Here is an 18,569-nt window from a genome sequence, read left to right on the forward strand (position 1 = left end):
TAGCCGAAGATACTTCATTAAAATTAAAACGTAATTAATATATGAAAATAGCTGTTATTGGAACAGGATATGTGGGTTTGGTAACTGGTACCTGCTTAGCAGAAACTGGAAACAAAGTAATTTGTGTAGATATAGATGCTGCTAAAGTTAAAAAGATGCAGGATGGTCAGGTACCCATCTATGAACCAGGCCTTGACGTGTTATTTCATAGAAATATTGCTCAGGGAAGGTTAACTTTTACGACAGATCTGGCTCATGGCATTCAGGATGCACAGATTATATTTATGGCTTTACCAACTCCTCCCGGAGGTGATGGCGCTGCCGATCTTTCCTATATCCTTGGTGCAGCAAAAGATATTTCCAAATTGGTTACAGAGTACAAAGTGATTGTCAACAAATCTACCGTTCCAGTAGGGACAGCAGATAAAGTGCGTGCGGTTTTTGAAGCCAACACGAGCATAGAAATTGATGTGGTTTCTAATCCTGAATTTCTTCGTGAAGGGGTAGCTGTAGAAGATTTCATGAAACCCGATCGCGTGGTGATCGGTACAAGAAGTGAAAGAGCACAGAAGTTAATGGCTGAATTGTACGGGCCTTATGTGAGACAGGGAAATCCGATCCTGTTTATGGATGAGCGTTCTTCTGAGCTGACAAAATATGCAGCCAATTCTTTCCTGGCTACGAAGATTACATTCATGAATGAAATCGCAAACCTTTGTGAGATTGTGGATGCTGATGTAGATGCGGTACGTAAAGGAATTGGTTCTGATGCCAGAATTGGCAAGCGTTTCCTTTTCCCTGGAATCGGTTACGGAGGAAGCTGCTTCCCTAAAGATGTTCAGGCTTTAGCTAAATCTGCCGATGAGCATCAATATGATTTCCAGATCCTGAAAGCGGTGATGGAGGTAAACGAGAAACAAAAGACAGTTTTGGTAGACAAGCTGTTGAAATATTATAAAGGTGACCTGAAAGGCAAGCATTTTGCTTTGTGGGGATTAGCATTTAAACCAGAAACTGATGATATCCGCGAAGCTCCAGCGTTGTATATTATCGATGAACTGCTGAAACATGGTGCGACTGTTGCTGCCTTTGATCCGGAAGGAATGGAGAATGTGAGACGTCTTCTAGGTGATAAAATCAGCTTCGTTGCCGATCAGTATGAAGCTTTGCAAAATGCAGATGCACTATTGATCGCTACTGAATGGTCTGTTTTTAGAAATCCTGATTTTGAGAAAATGGAAGAAAACCTGGGTAATAAAGTGATTTTTGATGGACGTAATTTATATGACCTGGAAAAAATGATCGATTTGGGTTATTATTATAATAGTATTGGCCGTAAATTAATAGATTAATGGGACGTAAAAGAGTATTGATTACCGGAGCAGCAGGCTTCCTGGGTTCACATTTATGTGATCGTTTTATTAAAGAAGATTATCATGTGATCGCAATGGATAACCTGATCACCGGAGACCTTGAGAATATTGCACATTTGTTCAAACTGGAAAATTTCGAATTTGCACACCATGACGTATCAAAATTCGTTTATGTAGCAGGGGATTTGGATTATATCTTACACTTCGCCTCACCGGCAAGTCCGATTGACTATCTAAAAATACCAATTCAAACGTTAAAAGTAGGTTCATTAGGTACACATAATTTATTGGGTCTGGCAAAAAGTAAAAATGCCAGGATGCTGATCGCTTCCACTTCTGAAGTATATGGAGATCCAAATGTAAATCCACAGCCGGAAGAATATTGGGGTAATGTAAATCCAGTTGGTCCTAGAGGGGTTTACGATGAGGCAAAACGTTTTCAGGAAGCAATGACTATGGCTTACCATACTTTCCATGGTTTAGAAACCAGAATTGTAAGAATATTCAATACTTATGGTCCAAGAATGCGTCTGAATGATGGCCGTGTTTTACCGGCTTTTATCGGACAGGCATTACGTGGAGAAGACCTGACCGTATTTGGTGATGGTTCTCAAACCCGTTCTTTCTGTTATGTGGATGATTTAGTGGAAGGTATTTACAGGTTATTGCTGAGTGATTATGCCATGCCAGTGAACATCGGTAACCCTGATGAGATCACCATCAAGCAATTCGGTGAGGAAATTATTAAGCTAACCGGTACCACACAGAAATTAGTGCTGCGTGATTTGCCCGTTGATGATCCTAAACAAAGACGTCCGGATATTACTAAAGCCAGAGAACTTTTAGGCTGGGAGCCTAAAGTGAGCAGGGCAGAGGGTTTGAAGATTACTTATGAATATTTCAAATCTTTGCCAGCAGAAGCATTGGTGAATAAAGAACATAAAGATTTTACAACTTATAACCGCTAATATATAATAATGTCGAAAATACTAGTAACTGGTGGTACCGGTTTTATTGGATCACATACTGTCGTTGAGCTTTACAATGCTGGATATGACGTAGTGATCGTTGACGATTTTTCTAACTCTAATCCGAAAATCCTTAAACAGATTGAAACCATTACCGGAAGAGTACCTGAATTCGTTGAATTGGATTTATGTGATGAAGTAAAAGTAAAAGCATTCGCTGCAGCAAATACGGACATCTCAGGAGTAATTCATTTTGCTGCATTTAAAGCAGTAGGTGAATCTGTTCAACAGCCTTTAAAGTACTATAGAAACAATTTTTATTCTTTGATTAATGTCATCAATGGCTTTAATAGTAAGGTAAATCTTGTGTTTTCTTCTTCTTGTACAGTCTATGGTCAGCCAGATGTACTGCCAGTAACGGAAGCTGCACCAGTTAAAAAAGCAGAGTCTCCTTATGGCAACACCAAACAGATCGCGGAAGAGATTTTGCAGGAAAGCTGTGCTGTAACGCCTGAATTAAATGTGATTGCTTTGCGTTACTTTAATCCGGTAGGGGCACATGATTCTGCATTAATCGGCGAATTGCCAATCGGGGTTCCACAAAATCTGGTTCCTTTTATTACGCAGTCTGCTATCGGAAAACGTGGACCGATTACTGTTTATGGAAATGATTACGATACCCCAGATGGCAGCGCAATCAGAGATTATATCCACGTAGTAGATTTAGCTAAAGCGCATGTGGCTGCAATCCAAAGATTGGAAAACAATCATGCGGAAACAAATTATGAAGTTTTCAATTTAGGAACAGGCACAGGTACTACTGTATTACAGGTGATTGAGGCTTTTGAAAAAGCAACAGGTCAAAAATTAAGCTATACCATTGGTGCAAGAAGAGAAGGTGATATTGAAAAAGTTTGGGGTGACGTGACTAAATCTGCTAAAGATTTAGGGTGGACAGCTGAACGTGATATCAATGAGATGATGTCTTCTGCATGGAACTGGGAGAAATATTTAAAAGATAACCCATTTTAGATGTTATTGAGCGAGCATAAAGACCTCAAGCTGGAAATTAAATCCCTTCCTGAAAAGGAAAAGGATAAGCTGTTGCTCCGGTTGATCGCGAAAGATAAGATCCTGACGGAACACTTGCATTTTTTATTAATGGAAGGGGAGCAGGATTTGGTAGACAGGCAGGAGCAGCTTAGCGGCCGTATTGATGAGGAAATCGAAGAGCTGATGTCCAATAGAAGAAGGAATGCCAAAGAAGCGTTACTTAAAATGAGGAAGCTAAACGGCAGTATTACCCACCATTTTAAAGTGACGAAAGACTTGAACTCTGAAATTGAATTGCGAATTCATCTTTTCAAAGGGATTCCCATTGATTTTAATGAAGGGGTATTTTCTGCACTGCATAAGTTCAATGAAAAGTTAATGATCTATTTTGCTAAGTCTGTGTTTTCAGTATATAATAAGTACCTCAAAATGCACGAGGAAACTCAATTTGACCTTAAACCAAGTTTTAATGAAGTTCTAGCAAAATTGTATCAGCATAAAACAGCTCCTGTTGCTGAAGAATTAGGTTTGCCTAAAGAAATTTAAGGTATACCGAGTATTTAAAATGAAATACCTATTGAAATGAAAAAGAAAATATTAATCACGGGTGGCGCTGGATTTATTGGTTCACATGTAGTACGCCGCTTTGTGAGCAACTATCCGGATTATGAAATCCTAAATCTTGACGTATTAACGTATGCAGGAAACCTGGCAAACTTAACAGATGTAGAAGATTTGCCAAATTATCGCTTTGTGAAAGCAGATATTACTGATGCTGTAGCCATGAACGATTTATTTGAACAGGAGAATTTTGATGCAGTCATCCATCTGGCCGCCGAATCTCATGTAGACAGGTCAATTGCTGATCCAACTGCATTTGTAATGACCAATGTAATTGGTACGGTTAACCTTTTGAATGCTGCCAGAGCACACTGGAAAGGTGATTATGATAAGAAACGTTTCTACCATGTGTCTACTGATGAAGTATATGGCGCATTGGGTGAAACCGGAATGTTTACAGAAACTACTGCTTATGATCCGCATAGTCCTTACTCTGCCTCAAAAGCATCTTCTGACCATTTTGTGAGGGCTTACCATGATACTTATGGTTTAGATGTGGTCATTTCTAATTGCTCAAATAACTATGGTTCTCACCATTTCCCTGAGAAATTGATCCCTCTAGCGATCAATAACATCAAGAATAACTTGCCTGTTCCAGTTTATGGAAAAGGAGAGAATGTGAGAGACTGGCTTTGGGTAGAAGACCATGCACGTGCGATTGATGTGATTTTTCATGGTGCAAAAACGGGTGAAACGTATAACATCGGTGGACATAACGAGTGGAAAAATATCGATTTGATCCATTTATTATGTGACATCATGGACCGTAAGCTGAACAGAACAGCTGGTGATTCTGCGAAGTTGATCACTTTTGTGACTGATAGAGCTGGACATGATCTGCGTTATGCGATCGATTCTACGAAATTGCAGCACAAATTAAACTGGGTACCAAGTCTTCAGTTTGAAGAAGGACTGGAGAAAACAGTAGAATGGTACCTGGAAAATGAAGAATGGCTTTCGAATGTGACTTCTGGAAACTACAAAGCTTATTACGAAACACAATATCAAGGCAGATAATAGTTGCTGCTGATCAACAATAAAGGCCATCTTTAAGAGATGGCCTTTATTGTTTTTATGAAGTTTTATAATTACTCATATCTTAAGGCTTCCACAGGATCTAATTTGGATGCTTTTTTAGCCGGGTAATAACCAGACATGATACCAACAAGTACACAAAGTACGAATCCTCCAAAGATCCACAGCCATGGAATGATAAAGGAGCCTCCCATTGCCAATGAGATTACGTTCCCTATGGTGATTCCGAGGAAGATTCCAAATGCACCTCCCATCAGACATATAATCACCGCCTCAATTAAAAATTGTTTACGGATCACGGATGGATTTGCGCCAATCGCTTTCCTGATGCCTATTTCTCTTGTTCGTTCCGTAACAGAGACCAGCATGATGTTCATTAAGCCAATAGAGGCACCAATCAGAGTAATCGCACCAATCGCAATTCCGCCCCATACCACATATTTTAAGTTCTCAAATAGGGTTTGGGCAATGGCATCACTTTTTATGATCTCAAAGTTATTAGGTTCTGCAACTTTAACTTTTCTAATGTTTCTGAATTCAGCGGTAGCTTCTCCAATAATGTCTTCCTGCATCTCATTGTTGGGCACCATCACCACTATATTGTAAGAAGGATTCCCATTAGAATTAATTTTCTTGGCCTTTAATAAAGGGACATAAACGGCTCTGTCTCCAGAGAACCCCATACTGGATCCCTTTGAAGCCAGTAAACCGATTACTTTTAGTCGGGTACCACCAACGTTAATGATTTTATCAATAGGAGATTCTTTCTTGAATAATTTTTCACTGACCTCACTTCCGATGATGCATACGTTATTTCCGTTCTCCACTTCTGTGGTAGTAAAATTTCTGCCAGAGGTGAGTTCAAGTCCCATAGAATTCATTCCATTTTCATCAATTCCCTGAATATTAATGTTCGGATTGGTTTTTTCCGTTCCATATTTGATGGTGGCACCATAAGTTACCATGACATTGATGGCTACTGTTGCAGGGGTTTTTAGCTGGTTCTTAAAGGCAATTGCATCTTCGTAACGAATGGTCTTGAAGGGTTTAGGTCTTTTTCCACCTCCTCCGATCCGGATGCCTACTCCGCGATTTCTAATAGTAAACGAATTGGCACCCATGCTGGAAAAAGCTTCTGTCATACTGGTTTTAACCGCATCCAGGGTGGTTAGAATTCCTACTAAAGCAGATAAACCTATCGCAATGATCAACGCGGTCAGCATGGTACGCAACCGGTTACTTTTTATAGATTGTATGGCAATTCTTACGTTTTCTGTATAGGTCATTCTTTAGAAATAAGATTCTTGAAGGGATAAAAATAAAAAGTCCCGTTGTTAAGACAACGAGACCTGTTATAATGTTACAAAGGAAACCTAATTCCTATATAAAAATCTATTTAAGCAGAGAAGCTGGTGCCACAGCCACATGTGCTGGCTGCATTAGGGTTGTTGAACGTAAATCCTCTTGAATTTAGTCCGTCTTGCCAATCTACCTGCATGCCCATTAGATACATCTGGTGTGCTTTATGCATGAAAACCTTGATGCCATCAATGATGTATTCCTGATCTCCTTCTTTTTTTTGATCGAAACCTAAAACATAACTCATTCCTGAGCAGCCACCACCTTCTACTCCTACACGTAAGCCGAAGTCGTCAGCGATTTCTTGTTGGTCTTTTAACTTAAAAAGTTCTTTTACAGCAGTTTCTGTAAAGGTAACCGGTGCAAATGCGGTATCAACTGTATTACTCATGTTATTTAAAATTAGGAATAACAAATATAAATAAAATGTACATTTTTGTCAGGGTTATCGCTAATTATTACGGTATTTAAACAAAGGAATGAGTATAGAATCTATATTAACAGCAGTAGTGCCCATAACAGTTGCCGGAGTAGTGACCGTTTCTGTAGGTTACTATCTGATCAAGAACGACATTGATAAATATTTTAGATGGAGATTTGCCAGTAAGAAAGACGAAAGAACACAGTTATTTGCTTTGCGCCTTCAAGCTCATGAACGCTTAATTGTATTTGTAGAAAGAATTAACCCAAGTAATTTATTGCTTCGGGTATATATGCCTGGGATTTCTGTGCTAGAACTTCAAGCAGCGATTTTGAATGAAATCAGGTCTGAGTATCAGCACAATGTGACGCAGCAGCTGTATGTTTCTGAAAGAATATGGAATGTAATTCGTAAACTAAAGGATGATACTTTAGCGATGGTGAATAATGGCGTTCAGGGCCTACCTGAGCAAGCTACAGGAATGGATTTAAGTAAAAAAGTGCTGCAGCAGATGGCAGAAATTGCAGATAATCCTTATGATTTGACGCTGGATCTGATTAAAAAGGATATTCATCAATTGTTTTAATTATGGAAAAGAAGAAGATTACGACCACTTCAGGGATAGAAATCAAAGAATTATATACCAGCGCAAAACCGATGACGGAATTGCCTGGAGAGTTTCCTTATACCAGAGGGATTCAAAAGGATATGTATCGGGGTCGTCTTTGGACGATGCGTCAGTACGCTGGATTTTCTACTGCTGAAGAATCGAATAAGCGCTACCATTACCTGTTGAAACAAGGGACCATGGGTTTATCTGTTGCATTTGACCTGCCCACGCAGATTGGATATGATTCTGATCATGAAATGTCTGAAGGGGAAGTCGGAAAAGTAGGAGTAGCCATAGATTCTTTGAAAGATATTGAGATCCTATTTGATGGAATTGAACTTCAAAAGATTACCACTTCAATGACCATCAATGCCACAGCCTCTATTCTGCTGGCTATGTATATCGCGCTGGCAAAAAAGCAGGGTGCCGATATCAGGCAGATTTCTGGAACAATACAGAATGATATTTTAAAAGAATATGCAGCAAGAGGAACTTATATCTATCCTCCTAAATCTTCTATGAGGATCATTACAGATATTTTTGAATACTGCAGCAAAGAAGTGCCCAAATGGAATACAATCTCTATTTCAGGATATCATATCCGGGAAGCAGGTTCTACAGCAGTGCAGGAGCTGGCTTTTACTCTGGCAAATGGTAAGGCTTACTTAAATGCGGCTTTAGAAAAAGGGCTGGATATTAATGTCTTTGCAAAACGCCTTTCTTTTTTCTTTAATTGTCATAATAATTTTTTTGAAGAGATCGCTAAGTTCCGTGCAGCCAGAAGGATGTGGGCCAAAATCACTAAAGATTTAGGAGCTACAGATGAAAAAGCACAGATGCTGCGTTTTCACACACAAACGGGCGGCTCTACGCTAACCGCACAGCAGCCGTTAAATAATGTGATCAGGGTGACCAGTCAGGCCATGGCAGCAGTGCTGGGTGGTACACAGTCTCTACATACAAATGGTTACGATGAGGCACTATCACTGCCTACAGAGGCAGCAGCTAAAATCGCTCTGCGTACACAGCAGGTCATTGCCTTTGAAAGTGGAATTACAGATACAGTTGACCCATTGGCAGGTTCTTTCTTTGTGGAAAACCTAACTGATGAAATTGAAACTGCCGCACAGCTTTATATTGATAAAATTGATGCTATGGGCGGATCAGTGAATGCTATAGAAAATGGATATATCCAGAATGAAATCGGTAATGCCGCTTACCAATATCAATTGGAGATCGAAGATGGCAGCAGAGTCATCGTTGGCGTCAATAAATTCACTCAGGAAAAAGAAGGAATTAATGATGTATTTACCATCGATGAGTCGATAAGAACCATTCAAACAGACAAGTTAAATAAGTTGAAATTTGAGCGGGATTCGGCAGCTGTGGAAAAAGCTTTGAACGATTTATTACGCGCTGCAAAAGGACGAGAAAACTTAATGCCTTTTATTCTGGTAGCTGTAGAGGCATATGCGACGCTAGGTGAGGTTTCTGATGTGATGCGTAGTGTTTTTGGTGAATATTAAAGGGTATGTTAAAAAATAGTTATCCACATAATAAATTCAGGTTAAGTATGCTAATTCTCTGCTATTTAAGTGCTTACTGAATATATTAAAATTTAGTTTTTTTTGTTGATAATTTTTTGAATATTCGATATCTCGAAAGGGCATTATCAATGTGTCCATATCGTCCCTGTTAACCAACTAATTGTATCATAAAAATGGAAAAAACTTGTACCGAAGTATGGAAAAGCTGTCTCCAAATTATAAAGGATAACATACCCGGCCAGAGTTTCAAAACCTGGTTCGAGCCAATATCCGCTCTTAAGTTGGATGGCAATGTTTTAACAATACAAGTACCGAGTTTATTCTTCTATGAATGGCTGGAAGAACACTATGTTGGACTGCTGCGAAAGACAGTTAAGAAGCAGCTTGGTGATGACGGCCGACTGGAATATAATATTGTGGTAGACAAATCTTCGAAAAGCGGTTCTCCTTATACCACCAATATGCCGAGTAATGGCAATGGGGCGGAGGCTAAGTTTCAAACCATGCCGATTCCGGTTTCTATCAATAAAGACATCAGAAATCCATTTATCATACCAGGGTTAAAGAAACTGACCGTAGATCCTCAATTGAATTCTAACTATACTTTCGACAATTATATAGAGGGCGATTGTAATCGTTTAGCACGTTCGGCGGGTTATGCCGTTGCTGCTAAGCCAGGTGGGACTTCCTTTAATCCTTTAATGATTTATGGTGGAGTAGGGTTGGGTAAAACTCATCTAGCTCAAGCGATAGGCAATGAGATTAAACGAAACATGCCAGATAAATTGGTGATTTATGTTTCTTGTGAAAAATTTTGCCAACAGTTTGTTGATTCGTTAAAAAATAACACCATTAATGATTTTGTGAATTTTTATCAGGCAATGGATGTTATTATCATGGATGATGTACATAATTTTGCAGGGAAAGAAAAAACTCAGGATATATTCTTCCATATTTTCAATCATTTACACCAGTCAGGAAAGCAGGTGATCCTTTCTTCTGATAAAGCGCCTAAAGATTTGGCCGGATTAGAAGAACGCTTGCTGAGTCGTTTTAAATGGGGATTATCGGCCGATCTTCAGATTCCAGATCTGGAAACCAGGATTGCGATTCTTAGAAAGAAGATGTATGCCGATGGCATTGAGCTTCCTAATGAAGTTGTAGAATATGTAGCGCATAATATTGATAATAATGTCAGGGAGCTGGAAGGTGCAATGGTTTCCCTTTTAGCGCAGTCTACTTTAAATAAAAAAGATATTGACTTGAATCTTGCGAAGCAAATGTTGAAGAACTTCATCAAAAACACTTCAAAAGAGATCTCCATGGAATATATTCAGAAATTAGTTTGTGAATATTTTGAAGTTCCTGCAGATATGGTTAAATCTCCTACAAGAAAACGTGAAATCGTACAAGCCAGACAGATTTCCATGTATTTATCTAAGAGTCATACGAAGTCTTCTTTAAAAACCATAGGAGCATTTTTTGGTGGCAGAGATCACTCGACAGTGATTTATGCCTGTCAGACGGTAGAAGACTTAATTGATACAGACAAAAAATTTAAGGGCTATGTGCATGATATTCAAAAGAAACTAAAAATGACCTAGCTTTTAGTGGGTTGTTTACAAAAAAAGGCGTTGCTAAAGTTTTTAAACTTCAGCGGCGCCTTTTTATTAGAGGATAAATCTAAGTAATTATTTCATCGCTTCCAGCTTCATCAGGCCATAAAACAAGGCAGAAGCGTGTAAAGATTGAGCAATTTGATTGTCCATTAGTAGTTGTTTAACTGCTGGAATACTGTATTTCTCTACGGTCAGGATTTCATGTTCATCCAGGTGCTGTTCCTGTGTTTTAACACCTCCGGTGAGGAAATAGGTAAAAGTGACATTATCTGAGGTTGCGGGATTTGGATAAAGTGTAGCTAGGTGACTGATCGTTTTGAAGGTATAGCCGGTTTCTTCCAGTAATTCTCTTTTTACTGCATCTTCCGGCTTTTCATCTCCATCAATCACTCCACCTGGGATTTCCAGTGAGATAATATCTGCACCATGACGGTATTGACGCACCATGATGATCTCATTGTCTTCGGTTAATGCCACCGCATTCACCCAGTTTGGGTATTCTAGTACATAATAATCATCTTTTGTTGTTCCATTTTGGAGCTTACAGGTATCTATGCGTAAAGTTGCCCATCGTTCTTTCACCAGATATCTGGATGAAATCTTTTGCCATTTTAGTATTTCCATGTTAAGGATTAAAGGTATTGCTGGATCTTTTTTTGTCGATCCATGTTGGTCATGCTGATGATATGGTATTGCTTCTCCAGCATTTTATAAATGAGTTGTAATTTTTCTGCAATCAGTTTGTTCCTTCCCGTTTGCTGGGAAGGAGCTAGGTCTGCATAAAGGAATTGGCTAAACATATCCAGTTTTTCTGCTGGAAATTCTTTAGAAAGAAGGAAGGTGTTGAATTCCTCCTGAGTATAAGTTAGCAGTTCTTCTTCGGTGATTTCAAATTCTTTAAGTAAGGATTCTTTGAAAAGATCTTCAGCTGCCTGTAGTTTTCCTTCTAATTTTAGTCCCATAATTCGGGCGAGTACCTGAGCCAGTTTTTGAATCTCAGCGGTCATTAAGTCTCTTCTAAGCATAATATTTACCAGCTACCACTACTGCCTCCACCACCAAAACTACCTCCGCCGAAGCCGCCAAAGCCGCCGCCGCCACTACTGCTGCCACCGCCGAAGCCACTTCCGCCAGAACCTCTTCCTCCGCCCAATAACATGCTCCAGAAAAGTGCATCTGCAACACCTCGACTACCGATCACCTGACCACCCCCACCACTGCCGCCACCTTTTTTAAGGACTATAATTACTACGATAACGATGATGATAATCACGATGATACCACCGGCTCCCCCCTCACTTTTTCCAGCTTTAGGTTTGTCGTTTTTGTATTCTCCTTTGGTATAACTGATGATGGCATCTGTACCAGCCTGCAGGCCTCCGAAATAGTCACCTGTTTTAAAATAAGGCTTGATGTCATTGTCTATAATTCGGCGAACGTATAAATCAGGGAGTGCCCCCTCTACACCATAACCAGTCTGGATGGATATCTTTCGATCTCCCAGGGCTGCAACAATCATGATGCCGTTGTCTTTGCCTTTTCCACCTACGCCCCATTTTCTACCTAGTTCCAATGCATATTCACCAATATCATAATCACCTACGGATTTTACAATCGCAATAGCAATCTGTGTAGAAGTCGAATCGTCAAAGGCTACGAGTTTTTGTTCGAGCTGCTGGAGTTGAGCAGGAGTTAGTGTTCCTGTATAGTCATTCACCAGTTTGTTTGGTTTAGCAGGAAAGTCCTGTGCGAAACCTAAAGTTGAAATGAGGATAAATAAGAAAGCTATAATTAGTTTTTTCATGGCTTTACGGATTTATACTGGTCCATAAAGATAATTTCGTTGGGTAATTCATTGATATCACCTCCTTCATAAGGGAAAAAGGTGGCTAGTTTTTCTCCTGCTAACATGATTCCGGCAATAATTCCTTGAACCAGGTTACCACCAGAGAAATGTGCAGTCATGGCAACTTTTGTTGTTTCCCAAAAGTCTTCCGGGACTACTTTGTTGATGCCGCTATCGCCAATGATGGCAAATTTATGGTCAATATAAGCAAGGTAGATGAGTACGCCATTGTGCCTTGAGGTTTTTTCCATGCCTAATTTGGCGAAGTAGGAAGTTGCTTTCTCAATAGGGTCGCCTTCGCAATGTTTATCTACTGCGATTCTGATTTCGCCTGAAGTCGCTTTCTCGGCTTCTGAAATCGCATTGGCTATTAATTCTTGTTCTTGTTCTGTGAAAATTCCCATAATAGGATAACTGTATAAAGATAAGGGTAATCTGTGTTTTAACTAAAACACAGATTACCCTTAAATGTTGTGACGGTATTTTAGAATTCTACTTTTGGCGCTTTTTCTGCACCAGCATCGGCTTTAAAGCCTGCTTTTTGACTAAAACCAAATATGCCGGCAGTCAGGTTATTTGGGAAAGACCTTACTTTGGTATTATAGATCTGTACTGCTTCATTAAAATCTTTACGCGCAACAGCAATTCTGTTTTCTGTTCCTGCAAGTTCAGCAGAAACATCTCTGAATTGTTCCGTGGCCTTTAATTCTGGGTAGTTTTCAGTAACCATTAACAAACGTCCAAGCGCCTGACTCACCTGTCCTTGTGCTGCCTGGTATTTTTCAATATTTTCTGGAGTTAATTTATCAGGGTCAATCGTTACCTGAGTCGCTTTAGCACGTGCTTCTGTAACTTGAGTTAAAGTAGATTGCTCGAACTTAGCCGCGCCTTTAACGGTATTTACAAGGTTGGGAATTAAATCTGAACGTCTTTGGTATTGGGTTTCTACCTGGTTCCATTTCGCCTTTACATCTTCATCTAATTTAACCAGACCATTGTAGCCACACCCGCTTACGACTACCAATAAAACTAAAATACCGACTATTGCTAATACTGTTTTTTTCATAATTTCTGTTTTTAATTGACCTGATCGCTAACCGTTGTTATGTTCAGGTTTTGCGTTTTTGTTTTTCTAGTGTTAATTTACACATTAGAACTCAATTTCCGTACCTTTGTTACTAATCAGCATAAAAACATGACAGGTTTTTACAAAAATGACGAATCAGCCTGTAATTCTCAGTAATCGGCATTTTTGTCAGTCATTAACTCATTCATTAAGGCCTTTTTGCACTACTTCGCTAGATTAGCACTTCTATCATCACCCTAGGAATTCCTATATTTGCAGCGGTTCAGGATAAAAACCTGACATATTTATGCAAAAAGAAATAGAAATTACCCTGGCTCCTGAAGATGTTGAACAGGAAGCAATCTTAAAAAATGCCTTATCTGAGGTCTTAGAAATCAAACAAACACGAATTAAAGGATATAAGATTTTAAAACGATCTATCGATGCGCGCTCTAGAAGAGTGATTTATCGCCTGCAAGTAAGGGTATTTATTGATGAGGAGCCTGTGATAGATGTTTTTGAGATAAATTATCCAAATGTGAGCGATAAAAAGCCTGTAATTATTGTTGGAGCCGGTCCTGCTGGTTTGTTTGCTGCTTTACAATGTATCGAAAATGGATTTAAACCTATTGTTTTAGAACGTGGTAAAGATGTAAAACAACGTAGAAGGGATCTGGCGGCGATCAATAAGGACGGGATCGTAAATACAGAATCCAATTACTGCTATGGGGAAGGTGGTGCAGGAACTTATTCTGATGGTAAACTCTATACCCGATCCAATAAACGTGGTGACATAAATAAGGTATTGCAGATATTTGTGGAGCATGGTGCAACTGAGGATATTTTAGTAGACGCGCGTCCACATATTGGTACAAATAAACTACCTCAAATTATAACCGCTATCAGAGAACGGATCCTCAGTGCCGGTGGCGAGGTACGCTTTGATCAGAAAGTGACTGATTTACTGATTGATTTTGGGAAAATTAAAGGTGTGGTGATCAATGGGGAGGGGAAATTGATGGCTGATGCGGTTATTTTAGCCACTGGGCACTCAGCAAGAGATATTTATGAGTTATTAAATAATAAAAATATTCTCGTAGAAGCTAAGCCTTTTGCACTTGGTGTGAGAATCGAACATCCTCAGGCCATCATTGATGCCGCTCAATACCATTGCGACATTCGCAGTGAGTTTCTGCCGCCAGCTTATTACAGTTTGGTGGAACAGGTTGGAAGTAGAGGTGTTTTCTCCTTTTGTATGTGCCCAGGTGGAATTATTGCCCCTTGTGCTACCCACGACGATGAGATTGTGGTAAATGGATGGTCTCCCTCTAAAAGAAATAATCCATTCGCCAATTCAGGAACTGTGGTACAGATCACACTTGATGATGTAAAAGGAACAGATCCATTAAGGATGATGAATTTTCAGGCGGAAATTGAACGTGCCGCTTTCCAGCTAGGAGGAGGGAGTCTTGTTGCACCAGGACAAAGAATGGTGGATTTTGTAGAGAATAGGGTGTCCATTGATTTGCCTAAAAACTCGTATCTGCCAGGAACAAAAAGTGTGATGCTAAAAGATACTTTACCCGATTTTGTGGCTTCAAGCTTAAGAAATGCGCTGCCACTTTTTGGAAAGAAAATGAAAGGTTATTATACCAATGAAGCTATTCTTGTAGGAGTGGAAAGCAGAAGCTCTTCTCCAGTTCGTATTCCAAGAGATAAGGACACTTTTCAACACCCGCAAGTTGCAGGTCTGTTTCCTTGTGCGGAAGGTGCTGGTTATGCAGGAGGGATTGTTTCTGCCGCAATTGATGGGGTAAACTGTGCAAATGCGATTTTTAAACTAGCTTAATAGAAACAGATTTGTGTTTTTGTTGTTTATTTCGTCGGGAGGATGAATTGTGAATAGGCTTGCTTATTAATTTAATGCGTTTTGACTTGGATAGCCGGTTATGACTCTTGGTTTAGCCCATTCGCTTGTTCATTTGATTACTTGTGGATCAGTTTGATTTACTTCTGAAGATTGAATCGCTTTGTAATTTTTGCTGGCGCTGCGTTTAATTTTCTGCAGGAAAACTCCTTCCAAAAACATTTGAATACTCATCACAGTTTTTATGCTGCGATTTTTTAAGTAAACCTAAATATTTACAAAATGAAAAATACATTAATTATTGGGGCTTCCCCAAATCCCATGCGTTATGCTTTTAAAGCTGCTCATATGTTGAAAGCAAAAGGGCATCCCTTTGTTAATGTTGGCGTGAAAAAAGGAGAGGTTGCAGGAGTAACTATCGAGCAGCCAGGAACTGTACATGAAGATATTGATACGATTACTTTATATATAGGTGAAGATATACAACATAACTATTATGATTATATCCTCCAAACTAAACCTAAAAGAGTAATTTTTAATCCAGGTACAGAGAATGAAGAGCTTGAATCTCTTTTGAAAAAGAATAATATAGAGTCGGTAGAAGCTTGTACTTTAGTTTTACTATCTACAGGGCAGTATTAAATAGAAGTTATTAGTACCGGACAGGTCTAATATTGTTGATGAAATCGATCCTATTATATATACTATACCATTAAGACTACTAGATGCGCATCATGTTTTTCTAGTTCGTATATTCTATGTTAAATCTATGTTATTCTTTTGTGCTGTAATTCATGTAGTTAGAGGTATGATACAATTATAAGGGTAATATTGTTTGCAGAGCCGGTTAATTTTCCTACTTTTGCATCCCGCTTCGGAGGAAGGGTTTGAGTGAAAGGGATACAGAGAGAAGATTTTGAAAGATTGCAGTAGGACTTTGTTAAAGTCGGTTTTGCCGGTTTAACCACCAGAAAAACAAAAAGATTTATTTTCAAATAAAGCTTGACAATAACAAAAAGATTTCTACCTTTGCAGTCCCAACAAAAACGGGGGTTACCAAACGGAGTTTGATAACAAAACAAAAAAGACTGAAACAATCGAAATTCGATTGCAACATATAAAGAAGATCCGCGAGGTGATTCGAGAAGTTCATTAAAGAGATGTCATTTATAAACGTAGCGAGGTACAGATAGTACAGTTTCAAAGTACATGAAAACCAAAGCTATTATTTCGAGTCAGAAACTGACAGACAATACAAAAAAGAATAAAGACTATTATTAACAAGTTAAGAATGGTCAGCGTTCAAACACAACATTTTACAATGGAGAGTTTGATCCTGGCTCAGGATGAACGCTAGCGGCAGGCCTAATACATGCAAGTCGAACGATACCGAGAGGCTTGCTTCTCGGGAAAGTGGCGCACGGGTGCGTAACGCGTATGCAACCTACCTCAATCAGGGGGATAGCCCGAAGAAATTCGGATTAACACCGCATAAAATCACAGGATAGCATTATCCAATGATCAAATATTTATAGGATTGAGATGGGCATGCGTGTCATTAGTTAGTTGGCGAGGTAACGGCTCACCAAGACCACGATGACTAGGGGATCTGAGAGGATGACCCCCCACACTGGTACTGAGACACGGACCAGACTCCTACGGGAGGCAGCAGTAAGGAATATTGGTCAATGGAGGCAACTCTGAACCAGCCATGCCGCGTGCAGGAAGACAGCCCTCTGGGTCGTAAACTGCTTTTATTCGGGAATAAACCTACTTACGTGTAAGTAGCTGAATGTACCGAAGGAATAAGGATCGGCTAACTCCGTGCCAGCAGCCGCGGTAATACGGAGGATCCAAGCGTTATCCGGATTTATTGGGTTTAAAGGGTGCGTAGGCGGCTTATTAAGTCAGGGGTGAAAGACGGTGGCTCAACCATCGCAGTGCCCTTGATACTGATGAGCTTGAATACACTAGAGGTAGGCGGAATGTGACAAGTAGCGGTGAAATGCATAGATATGTCACAGAACACCGATTGCGAAGGCAGCTTACTATGGTGTCATTGACGCTGAGGCACGAAAGCGTGGGGATCAAACAGGATTAGATACCCTGGTAGTCCACGCCCTAAACGATGAATACTCGCTGTTAGCGATACACAGTTAGCGGCTAAGCGAAAGCGTTAAGTATTCCACCTGGGGAGTACGGTCGCAAGATTGAAACTCAAAGGAATTGACGGGGGCCCGCACAAGCGGAGGAGCATGTGGTTTAATTCGATGATACGCGAGGAACCTTACCCGGGCTTGAAAGTTAGTGAATCATTTAGAGATAGATGAGTGAGCAATCACACGAAACTAGGTGCTGCATGGCTGTCGTCAGCTCGTGCCGTGAGGTGTTGGGTTAAGTCCCGCAACGAGCGCAACCCCTATGTTTAGTTGCCAGCACGTTAAGGTGGGGACTCTAAACAGACTGCCTGTGCAAACAGAGAGGAAGGAGGGGACGACGTCAAGTCATCATGGCCCTTACGTCCGGGGCTACACACGTGCTACAATGGATGGTACAGAGGGCAGCAAGCTGGCAACAGCAAGCAAATCTCAAAAAGCCATTCACAGTTCGGATAGAGGTCTGCAACTCGACCTCTTGAAGTTGGATTCGCTAGTAATCGCGTATCAGCAATGACGCGGTGAATACGTTCCCGGGCCTTGTACACACCGCCCGTCAAGCCATGGAAGTTGGGGGTACCTAAAGTATGTAACCGCAAGGAGCGTCCTAGGGTAAAACCGATAACTGGGGCTAAGTCGTAACAAGGTAGCCGTACCGGAAGGTGCGGCTGGAATACCTCCTTTCTGGAGTAGTTCAGACTACTCGCTACGTAAATGATATAAATGACAATAAAATCTCAAAAGAAAAACCCATAGAATGAAGCATCATAAGTGTTTCTGACTAAGCGAGGGAGTGGATGAGGCTACAGGGATTGTGAATGAGACACCTCAGAACAATTACCGAAGCTGAATTTAACCTAGTCCCGTAGCTCAGTTGGTTAGAGCACTACACTGATAATGTAGGGGTCAGCAGTTCAAATCTGCTCGGGACTACATATATACTCTAAGGGGGATTAGCTCAGCTGGCTAGAGCGCCTGCCTTGCACGCAGGAGGTCAACGGTTCGACTCCGTTATTCTCCACATTACC

The 18,569-nt window shown here is 40.2% G+C and carries 17 protein-coding genes, 2 tRNA genes and 1 rRNA gene; 13 read left to right on the forward strand and 7 right to left on the reverse strand.

Features of this window, described 5'->3' with window-relative positions; genetic code table 11:
* The first annotated feature begins 41 nt into the window (after positions 1–41).
* The 5 genes from AQ505_RS03500 to rfbB are packed head-to-tail and all read left to right on the forward strand — an operon-like array spanning position 42 to position 5,032.
* Positions 42–1,352, forward strand: coding sequence for a UDP-glucose dehydrogenase family protein (locus AQ505_RS03500; RefSeq protein ID WP_062546903.1), 1,311 nt, complete (start codon positions 42–44; stop codon positions 1,350–1,352).
* Positions 1,352–2,341, forward strand: coding sequence for a UDP-glucuronic acid decarboxylase family protein (locus AQ505_RS03505; RefSeq protein ID WP_062546904.1), 990 nt, complete (start codon positions 1,352–1,354; stop codon positions 2,339–2,341). The genes AQ505_RS03500 and AQ505_RS03505 overlap by 1 nt, the downstream gene beginning before the upstream one ends.
* Positions 2,342–2,350: 9 nt before the next feature.
* On the forward strand, positions 2,351–3,373 hold the full coding sequence (gene galE, locus AQ505_RS03510; protein WP_062546905.1) for a UDP-glucose 4-epimerase GalE: 1,023 nt from the start codon (positions 2,351–2,353) through the stop codon (positions 3,371–3,373).
* Positions 3,374–3,940 (forward strand): hypothetical protein, encoded by a 567-nt coding sequence (locus tag AQ505_RS03515; RefSeq protein WP_062546906.1) that lies wholly within the window; start codon positions 3,374–3,376, stop codon positions 3,938–3,940.
* Positions 3,941–3,976: 36 nt separating this feature from the next.
* Entirely contained in the window at positions 3,977–5,032 is a 1,056-nt protein-coding gene (rfbB, locus tag AQ505_RS03520; RefSeq protein ID WP_062546907.1) for a dTDP-glucose 4,6-dehydratase, read from the forward strand.
* A 71-nt stretch (positions 5,033–5,103) separates the two neighbouring features.
* Here the strand turns inward: rfbB and AQ505_RS03525 are convergent, their stop codons facing one another.
* Both AQ505_RS03525 and AQ505_RS03530 read right to left on the reverse strand, forming a co-directional pair.
* Positions 5,104–6,336 carry an ABC transporter permease gene (locus tag AQ505_RS03525; protein ID WP_062546908.1) on the reverse strand — a complete coding sequence of 411 codons (1,233 nt, stop codon included), beginning with the start codon at positions 6,334–6,336 and terminating at the stop codon, positions 5,104–5,106.
* 110 nt (positions 6,337–6,446) lie between these two features.
* Positions 6,447–6,800, reverse strand: a complete 354-nt coding sequence (locus tag AQ505_RS03530) for a HesB/IscA family protein (protein WP_062546909.1) — start codon at positions 6,798–6,800, stop codon at positions 6,447–6,449.
* An 88-nt stretch (positions 6,801–6,888) separates the two neighbouring features.
* On the opposite strand from AQ505_RS03530, the gene AQ505_RS03535 reads away from it, so the two are divergent.
* From AQ505_RS03535 to dnaA, 3 genes are all read left to right on the forward strand, one after another.
* Positions 6,889–7,416 carry a DUF7935 family protein gene (locus AQ505_RS03535; protein WP_062546910.1) on the forward strand — a complete coding sequence of 176 codons (528 nt, stop codon included), beginning with the start codon at positions 6,889–6,891 and terminating at the stop codon, positions 7,414–7,416.
* Between the two features lie 2 nt (positions 7,417–7,418).
* A complete protein-coding gene (locus tag AQ505_RS03540; RefSeq protein ID WP_062546911.1) occupies positions 7,419–8,966 on the forward strand; it encodes an acyl-CoA mutase large subunit family protein in 1,548 nt (515 codons plus the stop codon).
* A 194-nt stretch (positions 8,967–9,160) separates the two neighbouring features.
* Positions 9,161–10,591: a chromosomal replication initiator protein DnaA gene (gene dnaA, locus AQ505_RS03545; protein ID WP_062546912.1), complete on the forward strand. Its 1,431-nt coding sequence runs from the start codon at positions 9,161–9,163 to the stop codon at positions 10,589–10,591.
* Between the two features lie 87 nt (positions 10,592–10,678).
* On the opposite strand, the gene AQ505_RS03550 is transcribed toward dnaA, so the two are convergent.
* From AQ505_RS03550 to AQ505_RS03570, 5 genes are all read right to left on the reverse strand, one after another.
* Positions 10,679–11,230 (reverse strand): NUDIX hydrolase, encoded by a 552-nt coding sequence (locus AQ505_RS03550; RefSeq protein WP_082461398.1) that lies wholly within the window; start codon positions 11,228–11,230, stop codon positions 10,679–10,681.
* A gap of 8 nt (positions 11,231–11,238) precedes the next feature.
* A complete protein-coding gene (locus tag AQ505_RS03555) occupies positions 11,239–11,631 on the reverse strand; it encodes a hypothetical protein (protein ID WP_157262181.1) in 393 nt (130 codons plus the stop codon).
* A 5-nt stretch (positions 11,632–11,636) separates the two neighbouring features.
* Complete coding sequence (locus AQ505_RS03560; RefSeq protein WP_062546914.1) at positions 11,637–12,410, reverse strand: TPM domain-containing protein; 774 nt, start codon at positions 12,408–12,410, stop codon at positions 11,637–11,639.
* Complete coding sequence (locus tag AQ505_RS03565; RefSeq protein WP_062546915.1) at positions 12,407–12,856, reverse strand: TPM domain-containing protein; 450 nt, start codon at positions 12,854–12,856, stop codon at positions 12,407–12,409. Before AQ505_RS03565 ends, AQ505_RS03560 begins: the two co-directional genes overlap by 4 nt.
* Positions 12,857–12,936: 80 nt before the next feature.
* A complete protein-coding gene (locus AQ505_RS03570) occupies positions 12,937–13,518 on the reverse strand; it encodes a LemA family protein (protein ID WP_062546916.1) in 582 nt (193 codons plus the stop codon).
* Between the two features lie 307 nt (positions 13,519–13,825).
* Here AQ505_RS03570 and AQ505_RS03575 point away from each other — a divergent pair, with 307 nt between their 5' ends.
* The 5 genes from AQ505_RS03575 to AQ505_RS03595 all read left to right on the forward strand — a co-directional run bounded on the left by AQ505_RS03575 (position 13,826) and on the right by AQ505_RS03595 (position 18,562).
* Entirely contained in the window at positions 13,826–15,367 is a 1,542-nt protein-coding gene (locus tag AQ505_RS03575) for an NAD(P)/FAD-dependent oxidoreductase (RefSeq protein ID WP_062546917.1), read from the forward strand.
* Positions 15,368–15,667: 300 nt separating this feature from the next.
* Positions 15,668–16,027 (forward strand): CoA-binding protein, encoded by a 360-nt coding sequence (locus AQ505_RS03580; protein WP_062546918.1) that lies wholly within the window; start codon positions 15,668–15,670, stop codon positions 16,025–16,027.
* A 676-nt stretch (positions 16,028–16,703) separates the two neighbouring features.
* Positions 16,704–18,225: ribosomal RNA gene (locus AQ505_RS03585) — 16S ribosomal RNA — on the forward strand.
* 175 nt (positions 18,226–18,400) lie between these two features.
* Positions 18,401–18,474: transfer RNA gene (locus tag AQ505_RS03590), tRNA-Ile, on the forward strand.
* Positions 18,475–18,488: 14 nt separating this feature from the next.
* Positions 18,489–18,562, forward strand: a tRNA-Ala gene (locus AQ505_RS03595).
* Positions 18,563–18,569: the final 7 nt, after the last annotated feature.

It is taken from the genome of Pedobacter sp. PACM 27299 (assembly GCF_001412655.1).
In the GTDB taxonomy this organism is placed as follows: Bacteria; Bacteroidota; Bacteroidia; order Sphingobacteriales; family Sphingobacteriaceae; genus Pedobacter.